The following is a 17040-nucleotide window of genomic DNA, read 5'->3' on the forward strand; positions in this document are numbered from 1 at the left end:
ATATTGCTGCATAAAGTATAAAAAATGGGCGATTGGAGGGCTTGTCTTGTCTAGAAAATATTTTCGAAAAACACGTTTTCCGGGGTGGTTTATCACCCTCAAACAAACAATCGGACAATTGACTGCGCCACTTATTGTCTTTCAGCTTTTAAGGACGATACTATTTCCATCTGCTGTTGATTTTATCATCCTTTTAACCTTAGTCATCCTCCATGTGTGTTTCGCTTATGATGTTCTTTAAAAAATTAAAAAAAGATCACATATAGTCGCTATATGTGATCTCCATCATCATTTATGTGAATTTTTGTTGGAATTGAATCTGTTGGTTCCATTGGTGCAGGTGGTGGAGCCATCATAATCGCATCACAGAAATCCCGGATTTTCTTCATCGCTCTTATTCTGCTCTCAAGCCTATGCACCATTTCAATTTGAGAATAATCGTTGCGTTTCATGCAATAGAGATCCACTGCATTAAACACAGGTTCAGGATAAGATAAATAACTAATTAATAATCCTCTTTCTTCGTTTAGCAACGGTACATGTTTTTCATACAGATCTAATAACGATTTTCCTTCTTCAGGAGTCCATTCTTTTTGATGAGCCGCCCTTCGAAAATATACCGCTAAATCTCTGATCGGTGTATCCAGAACGGCTTTTTCAAAATTGAGTAGATGACCTTCCCCAGTTGGGTTAAAGATTAAGTGATTTCTTGAAACCTTCCCGTGACAAAGTACGCTCCGGTAACGTTTTTCTCTTTGACACGTTTCATACCACTCTTTTAATCTCCTTTTTGCTTCTTCTGTCATTCTCATAATTTGATGAAAGTGACTGAGATAGGTTAGTTCAAAGGGAGACATATACGTTTTCTGTTCTGCTTCTTCTGTAAATCTCTCCATCTCATATTGCCTATTTTCCCACCTGTTCATGAGATACTGATAAGAATGTTCGACCACTTCATTCGAAAAGTCCTGCTCTTTCAGTGTTAACGCATGGATCTTTCCTAAATGATCGATAAGAACCTCGTCTTTCGCTCTCTCATTTCTTTCATCAGACGCAAACCATGGCATTAGATAATACGTTCTAGATCCTAACTGAACCGTATAATCACCAAACTTAGTTGGATAGAGAGGAACGACCTGATGAAAACCAATCTCAGAGAGACGCTGAATCACATGCGTAAACCAGCTTCTTTCGTCCTCTGTCATCTCTGCTTCTTTCAGTGCAAATGTACCCCTTTTCGTTATGACCTTCTTAACCTTCCCATGCCGCTCTAACTTCTCGGGAAATAGATCATAATGAAAAAGGACGGGCCCGTAATTTAATGTATCTTTTTCCGTTGTCATAGGGCCACCTTCCTTCTTTTTTCATCAAACCATTCAGTTACTGTTTTGACCAATGTTCGATTACTTTCCCAGCAAACTTCATATTTCTTCAAGCCGTCTATCATTCTTTCAAGTGAGCTGTTATCAAGTTGATCTAGACAGTCATACAGTTCCCAAGGTGTAACCACCTCAGCTAAAAGTAATAATCCTTGCTCACTTTCCAAAGAAAAATGCTTATTCACCTCCGTTAGCAAAAATTTTAATGAAGAGGTTGAAGTTTGTTCGAGCCACTCAACTAAAAACTTACGAAGTGGCAGATATCCCTTAATGGGTAAAGCTTCACTGCCTTGATAAAATAAGAAGTGAAAGATTTTCCTTCCATTCTTTATACTTAGCTCTCTATCAAGAACAGGCAATGGATGATTTCTCACGTTATTTTTGATAGCATGAGAAAATTCCAATCGTTGTTTACTCTCATTTATACTTGTAACCATACATTGAAAGTTCGCTTCTAAATACTTTTGAGCGCGCGTTATACACTGATTCAGATCAAAAACAGGCTGTCTGGTTTGTTTCACAAAAACATCTTTGTTATCCGAAGACATAGCCGTATTTAGCAACGTACCAATGAATTGCCCCCAACGTTCTATATCTTCACATCCATACCATTCTTTTGTATGATCATGAACAGTAAGCCACCTGTTTCCATATTTTATGGCAGCTTCACCGCTTTTAGTACGAATCATACGATCTGGCACGGCGCTAGAGCCTTTCGAGGACTCATCGCGCCATCTAATGTGCCAATTTAGATTGTCTTTTTCACTCCAATAACGAATTCGTTTTTCTCCATAATCAGTCATGATCAGATACGGTCTTTCTTTCCACCGTATCCCATAAAGTTCATATTCTTTTTCTAAGGTGTTGATCAGCTCCATAATAGCACCTCGACTTAACGTGAACTGACTGGGATATATATGATCTGCCCCTCGGACACCTCACCTTGTTGCAGTTGATTCATACGCATGAGTGTATTCAATGAGATATCATATCTCTCACAGATATGTTCTAAAGAATCTCCTCGTTGAAGAATATACATTTTCATCTTGGAAAAACGGTCTTCTTTAGCAGAAAGCATCTTTGTTAAATAAAGAGCATTTTCATCTTTAGGTTCCTCCCGCTCCTTATTCATTTGCATCGGTTCTGCTTCAGCCTCATATTCTTCATAACTCGTATCGTAGGATTCATAAGAGTTTTCTTGATCTTCTTCTGCTTCATTGTAGTTCACATTCTCGTATTCTTGCTCAGCTTCATACGATTGCTCTCCATATTCGTATGAAGGACGTTGTGATGCATTTTGCTGATATTGATAATTTCCATACTGATTGGATTGCTGTTGATAAGCATCTTGTTGCTGATAAGTTTCTTGTTGGTGGTATGTTTCTTGTTGGTGGTACTCCTCTTCTTGCTGATATCCACCTTGATTCTGGTATGACGTTTGTTGCTGGTAAGCTTCGTGTTGCTGATAGGGATTGTAGGTGTAAGGTCTATTCGTATCTTGATAAGTTTGATCGTATTGAGGATAGTTTGATTGTGAATCTTCAGCTTCTTGATAAGAAGCATCATAGCTCTCATAATCACCTTCTACATGATCATAAGCTTCTGTTTCATTATTTTCTTCCATCTCTTCTACTTCTCCATAAAATTCTGAATGCTCTTCATCTGAATCAGCCGTTTCTAAAGATGAAGAATCATTATTTCTTGTATCGTTCATTGAGAAAGCAATAGCTTTTAAAGAATCGAATGTAGCTTCCATCGTTCGATCATCCTGTGCCTCAAAGTGCGGCTTAAATTCAAACGGTGTTGACTTTTCTGCACGAACGTCAGCTTCCTTCTCATCAAACCTAGCTACAAATTCATTAAGATGTGAAGACTGTGAAGGTACACCTCCACTTTGACGTGCTTCAAACTGGAAAGGAGTAAAAATATCTTGTTTTTCTTCTTTCTGCAATGATTTTTCTTCTACGGCACTTGTTCGAACCGCTTCTTTTGGAAGATCATATGCAGGACTTTCTTGACGCTGCTTCTCATCTTTAATCCCATAAATACAAATCGATGCAGAAAGTTCAAAGCAAGTTGAGTTTGGAAGTTCATATTCAAACGATTCAACTTCCACTTTTACCTCATTTGAATCTTCTACACGATAAGACGGAATGGTGATATCGACTGGAAAACGGTGCACAAGTTCTGTCATCCCATCTTCTGCTACATTCAGCTGAGTAAGAGAGCGGTAAGACATGCTCTCAGAGAGCGTATTCTGATCTGTTACACCCTCATTCTGGTCTTGTTTTTCTGACCGGTATCTGCCATTTAAAATAAGGGCTCCCTTGATATAAACCTGTCCGGCTTCCTCAGTGATTTGAATCTCAGGATCTAGTGACATCGACAAAACTTCAGCTACTTCCTGTCCCTTCTTTAGCCAAACAGACTCCTCAATGGAGAAACGCAGCTTCGATTGACTCATGCCCTTCTCCTCCTTTCAGGTTGCATATAGTTATACAATATAGGTGTATGAGTGAACAGGACGAAATATGATTTTTATTAGATAAGAGGTCCATAAAAAACAAAAATAGCGTCCGCTAAAAGTAAGCGGACGCTACAATAAACATGACTATTTTAATTGTGAAAAAGCCTTTTTGAACGCTGCGATGGTTTTATTAATATCTTCCTCTGTATGAGCAGTAGATAAGAATAATCCTTCAAATTGTGAAGGAGGCAGCGAGATCCCTTCTTGAAGCATCGTTTTAAAGCAAGCGTTAAAGTGATCTAAATTGGATTGCTTAGCTGTTTCGTAATTGATAACATCTTGATTCGTAAAGAAGAAACCGATCATGCTTCCTGCACGGTTGATCGTATGTGCCACTCCGTAATGCTCAGCAGCTTCAGATATTCCGTTAGCTAATTGATCTCCAAGTTTTTGAAAATATGTGTAACTCTCTTTTGTAAGTTGCGAAAGTGTAGCATAACCTGCAGCCATCGCTAGAGGATTTCCTGATAACGTTCCTGCCTGATAGATCGGTCCGCTTGGCGCGATCTGTTCCATGATTTCTCGTTTCCCGCCATATGCGCCAACAGGCAGACCTCCACCTATTACTTTTCCTAAACATGTTAGGTCAGGTGTTACTCCAAAATAACCTTGTGCACATTCATAATCTACTCGGAAGCCTGTCATTACTTCGTCAAAAATCAATAGAGAACCATGTTGTTCAGTCATTTTACGAATGCCTTCTAAGAACCCTTTTTGCGGAGGAACTACACCCATGTTACCTGCGACAGGTTCAACAATCACACAAGCGATATCTTCTCCAAATTGATCAAAAGCTACTTGTAAGCTCTCTAGATCATTGTATGGAACCGTGATCGTATTCTGTGCGATGCCTTCTGGAACACCTGGAGAATCAGGCAGACCAAGCGTCGCAACACCAGAACCTGCTTTGATCAATAAGGAGTCCCCATGTCCATGATAACACCCTTCAAATTTAACGATTTTGCTTCGTCCTGTGTATCCTCGAGCTAAACGAAGAGCACTCATCGTCGCTTCTGTACCAGAGTTAACCATTCGCACGACTTCAATTGAAGGGACGCGGTCGATCACAAGCTTTGCAAGTTTTGTTTCCATTTCATTAGGCGCACCAAAACTTGTTCCCAGTTCAGCCGTTCGCTTAAGCGCCTCTACTACTTGATCGTCAGCATGTCCAAGGATTAATGGTCCCCATGACAAAACATAATCGATATATTCATTACCATCGATATCATAAATCTTAGATCCTTTTCCGCGTTCCATAAACACAGGATCCATCTTTACAGATTTAAATGCACGTACAGGACTGTTAACTCCTCCAGGCATAACATCTTTTGCTTCTTGAAAAGCAGCAATTGATTTTTCAAAGCTTCTCATACCAACACCTCTTTCCTTATTTTTCATTCAGCCATCTTGCAGCATCTTTGGCAAAATACGTAATAATCAAGTCTGCTCCTGCTCGTTTCATAGATATCAGTTTCTCAAGTACGATACTCTTCTCGTCTACCCATCCGTTCATAGCAGCCGCTTTAATCATGGAGTACTCTCCACTCACGTTGTATGCTACTAGTGGAAGGGGATATCTGTCTTTTAATTCTCTTAGAATATCTAGGTAAGAAAGAGCTGGCTTAACCATTAAGAAATCAGCGCCTTCAGCAACATCTGATTCTGCCTCTCGTAGTGCTTCAAGTCGGTTAGCCGGATCCATCTGGTACGTTTTTCTATCCCCGAACTGCGGTGTGCTATGCGCTGCATCACGGAACGGACCATAGAAGGATGATGCATATTTTACTGCATAAGACATGATCGGAACATCATAGAATCCAGCTTCGTCAAGCCCTTGTCTGATCGCTGCAACAAAACCATCCATCATGTTTGAAGGTGCGATGATATCTGCTCCAGCTTTTGCCTGGGATACAGCTGTCTTTGCGAGCAAAGTCAACGTTTCATCGTTCAACACTTCACCATTTTCGATCACGCCACAGTGTCCATGGTCTGTAAATTGGCATAAACAAGTATCTGCAATGACAGTTAGTGATGGAGCAACTTCTTTAATTTGTGAGATGGCTTTTTGTACGATTCCATTATGATCATAAGCTGAACTTCCGCAATCGTCTTTTTCAGCTGGCACACCAAAAACAATAATAGACTGAATGCCAAGGCTTTCGATTTCTTTTACCTCTTCTTGAAGAAGATCCAATGATAGGTGGTACACACCCGGCATAGAAGGGACTTCTTTTTTAATGTTCTCTCCTTCGACAAAGAACAATGGATAGATAAAATCTGAAACATGAAGATGCGTTTCACGTACTAGTGAACGCATGGATGCTGATTTTCTTAAACGACGATGACGCTGAAAATTCATATTAACTTCCTCCTTGAAAATAAGAGATGGCACAGTTCACCATATCTTCTGCGGTAAATTGCTTAGGCATTAGCACTCGATGATATCCGCATTCTTCTGCAGCTTTTTTCGTTGTTGGTCCAACACATATCACAGGTTTTTTAAGAACTTCTTCTGTGTCCAACCCTCTACTCATGAAAGTTACGGCAGAAGGACTCATAAAAAAAAGACAATCTGCTTGATGCACGAGCGACCAATCTAAATGATCTTCTGATTCGGTTTTGTAAACAACTAACTCATCTATTAATGCTGTACCTCTCAGCTCCTCTTTAATGAAAGATGGTGCTAGATTCCCTTTTGGAAATAGAATTTTTTCTTGAGGTAAGACGTGTTTTTTTAACGTCTTCACTAAGCTTTCTGCATGAAAGTGTTTAGGCACAAGAATAGATGTAATCCCTCTCGTTCTTAAAGATTCAGCTGTTTTCTCACCAACTGCGGCAAACTTAACATCTCCCAAAGTGAGATTACAATCAGAAATCAGTTGAAAAAAATGATCTACTCCATTTTTGCTCGTGAAAATGATCCATTGGTAAGACGATAGATTGTTTAACAAGGACACTTCGTTCTTAACACCTTTTATAGAGACAATAGGAAAAGAAAGAGGGAGTCCGCCATTCTCCCGTATGAGTGAGATTAATGGTGCTGCCTGCTCTTTCGGCCGTGTAACAAGTATTCGCTTACCTGCTAGTGGTCCTATAGATGTATTCATTATGAATTTAAATCCTTTTTCACTGTATCTAGTATGCTTTTCGCACCTAATGTTTTTAATTCTTCAGCTAACTCTACACCTACGCGGTACGGATCTTTGCCTGACTTCATTTCTTTTAACACGGTCTTTCCTTCAGGATCTGCAACAAGTCCTGTTAAAGAGACCTCTTGGTTGTCGTCCATCGTTGCGAATGCTGCAATTGGAACTTGGCAGCCTCCTTCTAGTGTGTTTAAGAAAGAGCGTTCTGCTGAAACCGTATCAAACGTATAAGCGTCGTTCAGTGTAGCTAACAATTCTTTCACTTCTAGATCTTCACTTCTGCATTCGATAGCTAATGAACCTTGTCCTACAGCAGGAAGACACAAGTCTATGTCTAAGTATTCAGTAACAACATCTGTAGACCAGCCCATTCTTTCAAGTCCTGCAGCAGCTAGAATGATCGCATCAAACTCACCAGACTTTAACTTGTTAAGACGAGTATCAATGTTACCTCGAATAGATTTAATCTCAAGATCCGGGCGTCTGTTCAGAATCTGTGCTGCTCTTCTTAATGAACTTGTTCCGACAATAGCACCAGCAGGAAGCTCTCTTAACGAAGAATACTTTTCAGATATAAGAGCATCTCTTGGATCTACGCGTTTAGGTGTACAGCCGATCTCGAGCCCCTCAGGCAGTTCAGATGGCATGTCCTTCATGCTGTGAACGGCAATATCGATCTCTTTATCTAACATCGCTTGTTCGATCTCTTTTACAAATAAGCCTTTTCCGCCTACTTTTGAGAGTGTAACATCAAGAATGATATCACCTTTTGTTACGATCTCTTTCACTTCAAATTCAAAAGGCATTCCTGACTTCTTTAATTGTTCGATCACCCAGTTTGTTTGTGTAATCGCTAATTTACTTCTTCTTGAACCTACTATGATTTTTCTCATGATATGAATCTCCTATTCTTTACTTATACCAAAGGTGAAATTCAGTGAACGTCGACGCTAAAAAGTAGTTGATCAAAACGACCAGGAAAGCTGCAGCGTTCCAAAGCGCTAACGTTTTACCTTGCACACCTCTTCCAACCTTTTGATAGAGGTAAGTACTGTAAACCAAAAGGACAATAAATGACGAGATGACTTTGGCATCAAGAAGTGTAAAGTCACTTATTTTCCAGAATGCCCATACGACTCCCAATATTAGACTAAGCAAGAGCAACGGCACTCCGATCGTATTTAATCGAAAAGAAAGCTTCTCTAAGTATGATAGGCTCCCAAAACGCTGCAGTCTTTTGCTCCATTTCTTTCGTTTCAACATACCATGCTGTAGCAGGTACATGAACGAGAATATAAAGGAGAGTGAGAATGCTCCGTATGAGATAAAAGCCATTGTTATATGGATGATTAATAATTCTGAGATCAGCTGTTTCTCAAGAACTGCACTCGCTTGACCTGTTGGAGCAAACAAATGGATCGAAACGAGCAAGAAACCTAGAATGTTCGTAAAAAACACTAAAAAATCAACCCGGAAAAACCTGCTCATGACAACCGAAAACGTCACGAGGATCCATGCATAAAAAAACAAGCCTTCTGAGGGTGTTAATATAGGAAACCGTTGGTCTTTCAGCATCCTTAACACAAAAAAGACCGTTTGAAGTACCCAGACAATAGAAAGCAACCAGAAAGCAAATCGGTTTGCTTTCCGGTTGTTTTGAAGGAAATCTATAAAATAGCCTATGATGCTAAGTGCATATAGAACGATAGTCAGATCATATATCCAATTCATTTTGCTCACACTCCATGAGCTCGAGGGAAACGAGAGCTTAAGTTCTTACTACAGTCGAAGGAACAACTTCATCTGTTAGTGAAGACTTCTCTTCGACGTTTGCAGCAAATGCTGTTTCCAACTGCTTCTGTTTATCCAAATAATCTTCAAGTCCGAAGATTTCAGTAAATAATTGCAACTGTTCTTCAGCTCCTGGTTCGCCAGCCATCTCTTTGGCTCTTGTCACAGGATCACGAAGTAATTGATTCACGATACTCTTCGTATGTTTGCTTAAAATTTTTCTTTCTCGATCAGTAAGATCCGGTAGCTTGCGTTCGATGCTCTGCATGGTTTCTGCTTGTATGTTTAATGCCTTTTCTCGTAAAGCAGAAATTAACGGAACTACACCAAGCATTGAAATCCATGATTGGAAAGCAACAATTTCGGCTTCGATCATAATTTCGATCTTTTCGGCTTCTTTCATTCGTTCAGCAAGGTTAGACTCTACAATACCTTCTAAATCATCAATATCATACAGAAAAACGCTCTCTAAATCATGAAGCTCAGGATCTAAGTCACGAGGTACAGCAATATCTACCATGAACAGTGGAAGACCTTTGCGTTTTTTAACAGCTGGTGCTGCCATTTTCTTTGTAATGACAAATTCACTAGCTCCTGTAGAAGAGATCACAATATCCGCTCTTATGAGCAAACTCTCAAGATCTTCAAAAGGATGTGCTATACCATGAAACTTTTTAGCTACCTCTTGCGCTTTTTCAAAAGTACGGTTGATTACAAGTACTTCATTTCCACCGCTCGCATGCAGATGTTTCGCTGTAAGCTCACCCATCTTACCTGCACCTACGATTAAAATGGTTTTATGTTGTAGACCACCAAAGATTTTTTTCGCGAGTTCGACAGCTGCATAACTAACCGATACCGCATTTTCCCCGATATCCGTTTCTGAATGACATCTCTTCGCAAAAGTGATCGCTTGTTTCATGAGTTTATTAAATATAGTTCCTGTTGCATCAAGTTTTTGTGATTCTAAGAATCCATCTCTTACTTGACCAAGGATTTGTGTTTCACCAATCACCATAGAATCCAAACCAGCAGCTACACGGAATAGATGCTCGACTGCTGCTTCTCCGTCTCTGATGCTCAAGAATGGTGAAAGTTCTTCTTTATCAATTGAAAACCAGTCCGCCAAAAAAGATTTGATGTAGTATCTTCCGGTATGAAGCTGATCGGCAACAGCATAGATCTCAGTACGGTTGCACGTTGAAACGATTACACATTCAAGTATACTTTTTTGTTTTCGGAGTGTAGAGATCGCATCCGTTAATTCAGCGGGCTGAAAAGAAACTTTTTCCCGAATTTCTACGGGTGCCGTTTTGTAATTAAGTCCAACCACTAGAATATGCATGCGCTCACCTCCCTTAATTATGTATGTTCTTTGTTAATTATAACATGTCCCAAAATACGGAATATCCAATAATGTGAACAGAATTTAAACGTTTATGCTATGATGTATTTATTATCTTTTTGGTGCCGTGTATAGCAGTTTTAGGATAACCATAATTACTAAAACTTAGCACCAATATTAAAAATAACAAAAATCGACCAATTTAGCAAAGGTTTACGTTTAAGATGGAGGCATTATGAAACAAAGAAACACATTCAGCGGCATCATTTTACTCGGAATTGGATTATTCTATTTTGCAAATAGAATGAATATTGAACTGCTTCAACCGTATTTGACTTGGCCGAGTATACTAATCATCATCGGTATAGCTCTTCTTTTCCAATCGGGTTCCGGGAAAGATTCTTCAAGTATTTTTTCAGGTGTATTTTTAACCGGATTGGGCGTACATTTTCATGCAGCAGGAAAAGTTGCGACATGGCCAGAACCGCTTCAAGTAATCATTTTACTTGCGGGTCTATCATTTCTGATTCATTATCGAAAAACAAAAGAAGGGCTTATCCCTGGGTTATTGTTATCGCTTTTAGCTCTCTGGTTGCTCTTCTTTAAGAGTAATACCCCTTCTGTAGAAAATATATTTGTGAAAGCTGAAGATTTTTGGCCAATTATCCTAATGGTCATTGGGGCTTACCTTATGTTCTTTAAAAAGAAATAGAAACACAAAACCCTCTATGTTTTTAAAAACATAGAGGGTTTTTAGTTCAGGCTGTTTTCACATAAGCAGAAGTACTCTATAGTAGTTGATTTCCGTTCCAGGTTGCTCGCTTTCCATGGGGCGAACGGTGAGCCTCCTGTCTAGTTGCAGTGACTAGCCCCTCTAGGTCAAAAGGTAAACGGTCAAGAAGGCAAAGTGCGCCTTCCAAGCCCATTTCCCTTTTGCTTGTCGGGGCTGAACGAGTAACTTCCACTTTTCGGACTGCCGCTTCGCGCCCTTAGGAGTCTCCACCTGACCGCTCGTCCCATAGGAGTCGGCAACCTTACTCTACAATCAACTTGCATAGAAGAGGAAAAGAAAACCATTTAAGCAACTAAAAATGAAAACCTTTTATTATTGCAGTCATATGCTAAAAGGTTAAAAGACATTATTTAGTAAGATAAGAATTCAGTACGCCCCACGCTTCATCTTTTCCGTGTCCGGTTTCAGATGAGAAGAGAACGATCTTATCGCTCTTGTCCATGTTTAATGTTTCCTTGACTACTTTTTTATGCTTGTCCCATTTTCCTTTTGGTATCTTATCACTTTTCGTTGCCACCACGATAACAGGAAGCTCATGATATTTTAACCAATCGTACATGAGTACATCATCTTTTGAAGGAGCATGTCTCAGGTCTACAAGCTGAACAACAGCTTTTAACTGATCACGTTCAACAAGATACTGTTCGATCATCTTACCCCATGCTTCTCTTTCTGTTTTTGAAACTTTAGCAAATCCATAACCTGGTACATCCACAAAATAAAAACTTTCATTTAGAATATAGAAGTTTAACGTTTGCGTTTTTCCTGGTTTTGAAGATGTACGTGCTAAGTTTTTTCTGTGAATCATCTTATTAATAAAAGACGATTTCCCTACATTCGAGCGTCCTGCCAAAGCAATCTCCGGAAGATTGCCTTCCGGATATTGCTTAGGTCCGACTGCTGAAATTACGATTTCTGCTGTATTTACTTTCACTTTCTATCACCTGCTAATGCAACTTTTAATACCTCATCTAGATGAGATACGGTTATAAAAGATAATCCCTCTTTTACAGATTGTGGAATATCCTCAATGTCTTTCTCGTTTTCTTTCGGAAGGATGATAGTTTTGATTCCTGCTCTGTGTGCACTTAATGATTTTTCTTTCAAACCACCAATAGGCAATACACGTCCACGCAATGTGATCTCTCCGGTCATCCCTACATCTTTTCTAACTGGCTTTTTCGTTAGTGCTGATACTAATGCTGTAGCAATCGTTATTCCTGCTGAAGGACCATCCTTAGGTGTTGCTCCTTCAGGAACATGTATATGAATATCTGTTTTCTCGTAGAAATCATGGTCGATTCCCAACTCTTCCACTTTCGTGCGAACATAGCTTAATGCAGCTTGAGCAGATTCTTTCATAACATCACCTAACTTACCGGTTAAGATCAGTTTACCCTTACCTGGAGATAAAGCTACCTCAATAGAAAGAGTATCTCCGCCTGCTGTCGTATAAGCTAATCCCGTCGCTGCACCAATTTGGTCTTCAAGTTCTGCCTGACCATAACGGAAACGTGGTTTACCTAGATAATCTTCAAGGTTTTTAGCAGAAAGTACAACCTTTTTCTTTTCAGCTGAAACGATCTGTTTGGCAGCTTTCCTGCATAATCCTGCAATCTGACGCTCAAGATTACGCACACCCGCTTCGCGTGTATAGTTACGAACAAGCTTTAAGATAGAATCATCTTTAAACTGAATCTGACTTTTCTTTAGTCCATGTTCTTTCAGCTGTTTGGGAATCAAGTGATTCTTCGAGATATGAAGCTTTTCAACCTCTGTATAACCAGCGATCGAAATAACTTCCATTCTATCTAATAATGGCCCAGGAATCGTTGATAGAGAGTTGGCTGTCGTTACAAACATGACTTTAGAAAGATCATATGGCTCTTCGATATAGTGATCGCTGAACGTGCTGTTTTGTTCCGGATCAAGCACTTCAAGCATCGCAGAGGACGGATCACCTCTAAAATCACTCGACATCTTATCGATCTCATCCAGCAAGAACACGGGATTAATCGTACCCGCTTTCTTCATCCCTTGAATCAAACGGCCAGGCATCGCACCCACATATGTTCTTCGATGCCCTCTGATTTCGGCTTCATCTCTTACACCGCCAAGAGATATGCGTACAAAATTTCTACCGATCGCACGTGCGATTGATCTTGCTAATGATGTTTTACCTACACCAGGTGGTCCAACTAAACAAAGAATAGGTCCTTTTAGTGAATTTGTCAGCTTCTGAACAGCCAGATATTCTAAAACTCTGTCCTTCACTTTTTCAAGGCCGTAATGATCTTCATTAAGGACCGTTTCTGCATGAGGAATATCTAAGTTATCAATCGTCTCTTGCTTCCAAGGTAGATTAACAAGCCACTCGATGTATGTTCTGATAACAGAGCTTTCTGCTGAAGAATTCGGCATCTTTTCATAGCGATCGAGTTCTTTTTTTGCAAGCTCCATGACAGTCTCAGGCATATCAGATGATTCAATACGTTCTTTAAGCGTACTTACCTCACCAACTTTGCCTTCTTTATCTCCAAGTTCCTTTTGGATGGCTTTCATCTGTTCGCGCAGATAATATTCTTTCTGCGTTTTTTCCATCGCTTTTTTAACGCGTTGACCGATTTTCTTTTCTAGACCTAGCACTTCTTTTTCATTGTTTAAAAGGTCCAGTAAGTGTTCAAGTCTTTCTTTCACATCAAAGATCTCAAGGATCTTTTGTTTTTCTTTAATCTTTAAAGAAAGATGTGAAGAAATAACATCAGCCAATCGTCCAGGTTCAGTAATATCTTGAACTGAGGCAAGTGTTTCAGGTGTTACTTTTTTAGATAAGTTTATGTATTGTTCGAATTGTGCCAGAACAGCTCTCATAAGAGCTTCTGTTTCGGCTTCTTTCACTTCAATATCATCCGTTAGTTCCACTTCTACTTCAACATGGGTCTTCTCGTCCGTAAACGAAGTAATTTCTCCGCGTTTAATACCTTCAACAAGTACTCTAATCGTGCCATTAGGCAGTTTGAGCATCTGATTTACTTTTGACAACGTTCCTACATGATAAATTTCCTCTTGTGCTGGATCTTCAATAGAAACTTCTTTTTGAGTGGATAGAAAGATCATCTGGTCATCAAGCATCACTTTTTCAAGCGCTTGAATCGATTTTTCTCTTCCTACATCTAAATGAAGTACCATTGTTGGATATACCAACAATCCGCGAAGAGGGAGGAGCGGAAGAACTCGTTTTTCCCCCATTAAAAACACCTCCGAAAACTGCTATGTAATCATTAATTATATGCTTAGTCTTTGTACAATTCTACCGATAATGCTTAACTTTGTCTAATGTAAGCTTCGGATTGTTAGAAAACTCCTAACAAAACGTCCTACTTGGCTGTTATAAAATTTTTATCGGCTTAATTTCTGAACAAAAAGAAACTCCCTACTTCTCCTTATACAGAAGAAGGAGGGGAGTTTAAGGCAGCTGATGCAGGGACCGATTGCTCTTCACTGTCATCTAAAAATGCGTGTTGAAACACTTCTGAAAGTTTCTTTACAGGAATGATCTCTACGTCTTTGATCGTATCAAAAATCTTTTGGTTATTCTCAAACGGGATAAGCACACGTTTTGCACCAGCATCTTTTGCAGCTAGTATCTTCGCCATTACACCACCGACTGGTTTCACTTTTCCATGGATACTGATTTCTCCAGTCATTGCAATTTCGTGATCTATTTTAATGTTGTGAATCGCTGAGTATATGGAGGAAGCGATCGCGATACCTGCTGATGGACCATCCACTGGACCACCTCCTGGAAAGTTCACGTGGATATCATACATAGATGCATCTACACCCATGTATCGAAGCACGGTTATCACGTTTTCCACTGAACCTTTTGCCATACTTTTTCTTCGTATAGACTTAGACTGATTCCCGATACTCTCCTCTTCTGCTATTCCTGTTATTGTAATAGAACCTTGCTTTTTTGCAGGTAATACGGTCGTTTCAATCTCTAACAGAGCTCCGCTTGTTGGGCCATAAACAGCAAGACCATTCACGAGGCCGATCTTTGGTTTGACACCAATTTTCCTCTCAGGTCTTGGAGCCATCCTACTTGAATGAGTGACCCACTCCACATCACTCTTCGTGATGTTCTTACGTTGTTCTGTGATGGCAAGACCTGCTGCGATTTGAATCATATTTACGGCTTCACGGCCATTTCTAGCATACTGAGCCATATATGTTAACGATTCTTCATCGATTCCTAACTGAATTTTATCAGCTGCTCTCTTAGCGATCTGTTCGATTTCAGCTGGCTGCAACTCTCTAAAGAACACCTCTAAACACCTAGATCGAATAGCAGGCGGTATCTCTTCTGGCATACGAGTAGTGGCTCCGATCATACGGAAATCTGCAGGTAGGCCATTTTGAAAGATATCATGAATGTGATGCGGTATGTTCGCGTTCTCTTCGGAATAATACGCACTTTCTAAAAAAACCTTTCGATCTTCCAATACTTTTAATAATTTGTTCATCTGGATGGGATGGAGTTCACCGATCTCATCAATAAAAAGAACGCCGCCATGTGCATTCGTAACAGCCCCTTGTTTTGGCTGAGGAATGCCTGCTTGCCCCATAGCCCCAGCACCTTGATAGATTGGATCATGAACTGAACCAATCAAAGGATCGGCGATTCCTCGTTCATCAAAACGAGCTGTCGTAGCATCGAGTTCTACAAAAACTGCTGTCGAACGAAAAGGAGATGTTTGATTCCGCTTCGCTTCTTCTAATACTAATCGAGCTGCAGCTGTTTTCCCGACTCCTGGAGGACCGTAGACGATAACATGTTGTGGATTTGGTCCACACAACGCAGCTTTCAATGCTTTTATACCATCCTCTTGTCCGATGATATCTTCAAATTTCCCAGGTCTTACACGTTCAGAAAGAGGTTCTGATAATGAGATCGAACGCATTCTTCTTAATTGTTCCATCTCTTTTCTTGATTCTTTATCCACACTCACTTTTTGAGAACGCTGGTTACGCAATAGGTTCCAAAAATATAGCCCAATAATAATCCCAAAGAATAATTGAATAAGTAATGCTATGCCAGTCCAGTTCATTGTTTTTCCTCCCGGTACCTATGTAGTGATAATCATAGTATCTCCGAGGAGGTGATGAACTAAACGGTCAACCTTTTAAAAAGACAATTTCACATAGGTTGCAATATTTAATGAAGATCTGTTTACATTATTGAACATGACAAATCAGAAAAACCTGATTTTAATCCTATTCCGTATCACCGCTCCATTTACTTTTATTGCTGTTTGACCCAAAGGGTGTCCATTTTGACCCATAGATTATGGTTTGACTCATAGACCTCTCTTTTTGACCCATAGAAGGCTTCGTTTGACTCATAGGTGTCTAGTTACGACCCATAGAGATCATACTTTGACTCATAGGGATCGACTCACACGCAATCAGACTATAAAATGAAATAGGGCTGACCCTCCAAAGATCACGAGAGGTGCTTTTGGGGTTAGCCCTATCTTTTTAATACCTTAACTTCATCAATACGCTCTTAATCTCTTCATCATTCATCATCAGTTCGGAATGTTTATCCGTAATTTTAGCCAGTGCCACATCATAAAAGAACTCAATAAAAACTTTAATAAATGGCCGCGATTTCGTCTTTAATGCTTGCCAGCTCTATCTTTCTATCCCTGCAAAGATGACTTCCGTCTCATCGACGACCACTAAACGAAAGCGCCTAGCGAGTGATGTTCTTGTGCAGAAATCAACGATGTGCGCATGGGACAGCGTCGACTCTAGCTCGCCGACAACAAGCACTTCCACATCCACTCCCTGCTTTTCCTTTCCCTGCAGAATTGGTAGGATCTCTTAAATATCGTCTTGCCAGCCAGATACGCGAATGGATTTGAATTTATTTAATAACACCACTTTTTTACTTTTTTTACTCATACTCGTTCTCCCCAAAATGATACGAACATTTTACCGAACAACTATCACAGGTCTAGTTTTTTATAATTTCCTAAACAACAAAAAAGACC

The 17040-nt window shown here is 39.8% G+C and carries 14 protein-coding genes and 1 pseudogene; 2 read left to right on the forward strand and 13 right to left on the reverse strand.

The genetic code is table 11. From position 1 onward, the window contains the following. The first annotated feature begins 46 nt into the window (after nt 1-46). Nucleotides 47-241, forward strand: coding sequence for a hypothetical protein (locus HU823_RS15600; RefSeq protein ID WP_197222642.1), 195 nt, complete (start codon nt 47-49; stop codon nt 239-241). A gap of 28 nt (nt 242-269) precedes the next feature. On the opposite strand, the gene ysxE is transcribed toward HU823_RS15600, so the two are convergent. The 9 genes from ysxE to hemA all read right to left on the reverse strand — a co-directional run bounded on the left by ysxE (nt 270) and on the right by hemA (nt 10188). Then, nucleotides 270-1343: a spore coat protein YsxE gene (gene ysxE, locus HU823_RS15605; RefSeq protein WP_197222643.1), complete on the reverse strand. Its 1074-nt coding sequence runs from the start codon at nt 1341-1343 to the stop codon at nt 270-272. Next, a complete protein-coding gene (locus HU823_RS15610) occupies nt 1340-2257 on the reverse strand; it encodes a hypothetical protein (RefSeq protein ID WP_197222644.1) in 918 nt (305 codons plus the stop codon). The genes ysxE and HU823_RS15610 overlap by 4 nt, the downstream gene beginning before the upstream one ends. 14 nt (nt 2258-2271) lie before the next feature. After that, nucleotides 2272-3843 carry a LysM peptidoglycan-binding domain-containing protein gene (locus HU823_RS15615; protein WP_197222645.1) on the reverse strand — a complete coding sequence of 524 codons (1572 nt, stop codon included), beginning with the start codon at nt 3841-3843 and terminating at the stop codon, nt 2272-2274. A gap of 147 nt (nt 3844-3990) precedes the next feature. Then, nucleotides 3991-5277 carry a glutamate-1-semialdehyde 2,1-aminomutase gene (gene hemL, locus HU823_RS15620; protein WP_197222646.1) on the reverse strand — a complete coding sequence of 429 codons (1287 nt, stop codon included), beginning with the start codon at nt 5275-5277 and terminating at the stop codon, nt 3991-3993. A gap of 16 nt (nt 5278-5293) precedes the next feature. Then, a complete protein-coding gene (gene hemB, locus HU823_RS15625; protein WP_144698781.1) occupies nt 5294-6265 on the reverse strand; it encodes a porphobilinogen synthase in 972 nt (323 codons plus the stop codon). A 1-nt stretch (nt 6266) separates the two neighbouring features. Continuing rightward, the gene (locus tag HU823_RS15630) at nt 6267-7013 is read right to left on the reverse strand and encodes a uroporphyrinogen-III synthase (protein ID WP_197222647.1); all 747 of its coding nucleotides are present in this window, start codon (nt 7011-7013) and stop codon (nt 6267-6269) included. Further along, nucleotides 7013-7945, reverse strand: a complete 933-nt coding sequence (gene hemC / locus HU823_RS15635) for a hydroxymethylbilane synthase (RefSeq protein WP_144698777.1) — start codon at nt 7943-7945, stop codon at nt 7013-7015. Before hemC ends, HU823_RS15630 begins: the two co-directional genes overlap by 1 nt. A gap of 19 nt (nt 7946-7964) precedes the next feature. Further along, entirely contained in the window at nt 7965-8783 is an 819-nt protein-coding gene (locus tag HU823_RS15640; RefSeq protein WP_144698775.1) for a cytochrome C assembly family protein, read from the reverse strand. A gap of 37 nt (nt 8784-8820) precedes the next feature. Next, complete coding sequence (hemA, locus tag HU823_RS15645) at nt 8821-10188, reverse strand: glutamyl-tRNA reductase (protein ID WP_144698773.1); 1368 nt, start codon at nt 10186-10188, stop codon at nt 8821-8823. Between the two features lie 235 nt (nt 10189-10423). On the opposite strand from hemA, the gene HU823_RS15650 reads away from it, so the two are divergent. Continuing rightward, nucleotides 10424-10900 (forward strand): LiaI-LiaF-like domain-containing protein, encoded by a 477-nt coding sequence (locus HU823_RS15650; protein ID WP_197222648.1) that lies wholly within the window; start codon nt 10424-10426, stop codon nt 10898-10900. A 427-nt stretch (nt 10901-11327) separates the two neighbouring features. Here HU823_RS15650 and yihA read toward each other — a convergent pair whose 3' ends face one another. From yihA to HU823_RS22330, 4 genes and pseudogenes are all read right to left on the reverse strand, one after another. Beyond that, nucleotides 11328-11915 (reverse strand): ribosome biogenesis GTP-binding protein YihA/YsxC, encoded by a 588-nt coding sequence (gene yihA / locus HU823_RS15655; RefSeq protein ID WP_066396586.1) that lies wholly within the window; start codon nt 11913-11915, stop codon nt 11328-11330. Next, a complete protein-coding gene (gene lon, locus HU823_RS15660; protein ID WP_197222649.1) occupies nt 11912-14230 on the reverse strand; it encodes an endopeptidase La in 2319 nt (772 codons plus the stop codon). Before lon ends, yihA begins: the two co-directional genes overlap by 4 nt. A gap of 194 nt (nt 14231-14424) precedes the next feature. Continuing rightward, nucleotides 14425-16092: an ATP-dependent protease LonB gene (gene lonB, locus HU823_RS15665; RefSeq protein ID WP_197222650.1), complete on the reverse strand. Its 1668-nt coding sequence runs from the start codon at nt 16090-16092 to the stop codon at nt 14425-14427. Nucleotides 16093-16522: 430 nt separating this feature from the next. Continuing rightward, nucleotides 16523-16729, reverse strand: a pseudogene (locus HU823_RS22330) (TrmB family transcriptional regulator); the annotation flags it as partial. Nucleotides 16730-17040: the final 311 nt, after the last annotated feature.

Origin of the sequence: Fictibacillus sp. 18YEL24 (assembly GCF_015903855.1) — a bacterium.
Taxonomy (GTDB): Bacteria; Bacillota; Bacilli; order Bacillales; family Fictibacillaceae; genus Fictibacillus; species Fictibacillus phosphorivorans_C.

Coding starts and splice junctions, on each gene's coding strand:
- HU823_RS15630 (WP_197222647.1), bottom strand. CDS start 7,013: ATGAATACATCTATAGGACCACTAGCAGGTAAGCGAATACTTGTTACA.
- lonB (WP_197222650.1), bottom strand. CDS start 16,092: ATGAACTGGACTGGCATAGCATTACTTATTCAATTATTCTTTGGGATT.
- hemC (WP_144698777.1), bottom strand. CDS start 7,945: ATGAGAAAAATCATAGTAGGTTCAAGAAGAAGTAAATTAGCGATTACA.
- HU823_RS15650 (WP_197222648.1), top strand. CDS start 10,424: ATGAAACAAAGAAACACATTCAGCGGCATCATTTTACTCGGAATTGGA.
- hemA (WP_144698773.1), bottom strand. CDS start 10,188: ATGCATATTCTAGTGGTTGGACTTAATTACAAAACGGCACCCGTAGAA.
- HU823_RS15640 (WP_144698775.1), bottom strand. CDS start 8,783: ATGAATTGGATATATGATCTGACTATCGTTCTATATGCACTTAGCATC.
- ysxE (WP_197222643.1), bottom strand. CDS start 1,343: ATGACAACGGAAAAAGATACATTAAATTACGGGCCCGTCCTTTTTCAT.
- hemB (WP_144698781.1), bottom strand. CDS start 6,265: ATGAATTTTCAGCGTCATCGTCGTTTAAGAAAATCAGCATCCATGCGT.
- hemL (WP_197222646.1), bottom strand. CDS start 5,277: ATGAGAAGCTTTGAAAAATCAATTGCTGCTTTTCAAGAAGCAAAAGAT.
- HU823_RS15610 (WP_197222644.1), bottom strand. CDS start 2,257: ATGGAGCTGATCAACACCTTAGAAAAAGAATATGAACTTTATGGGATA.
- lon (WP_197222649.1), bottom strand. CDS start 14,230: ATGGGGGAAAAACGAGTTCTTCCGCTCCTCCCTCTTCGCGGATTGTTG.
- HU823_RS15615 (WP_197222645.1), bottom strand. CDS start 3,843: ATGAGTCAATCGAAGCTGCGTTTCTCCATTGAGGAGTCTGTTTGGCTA.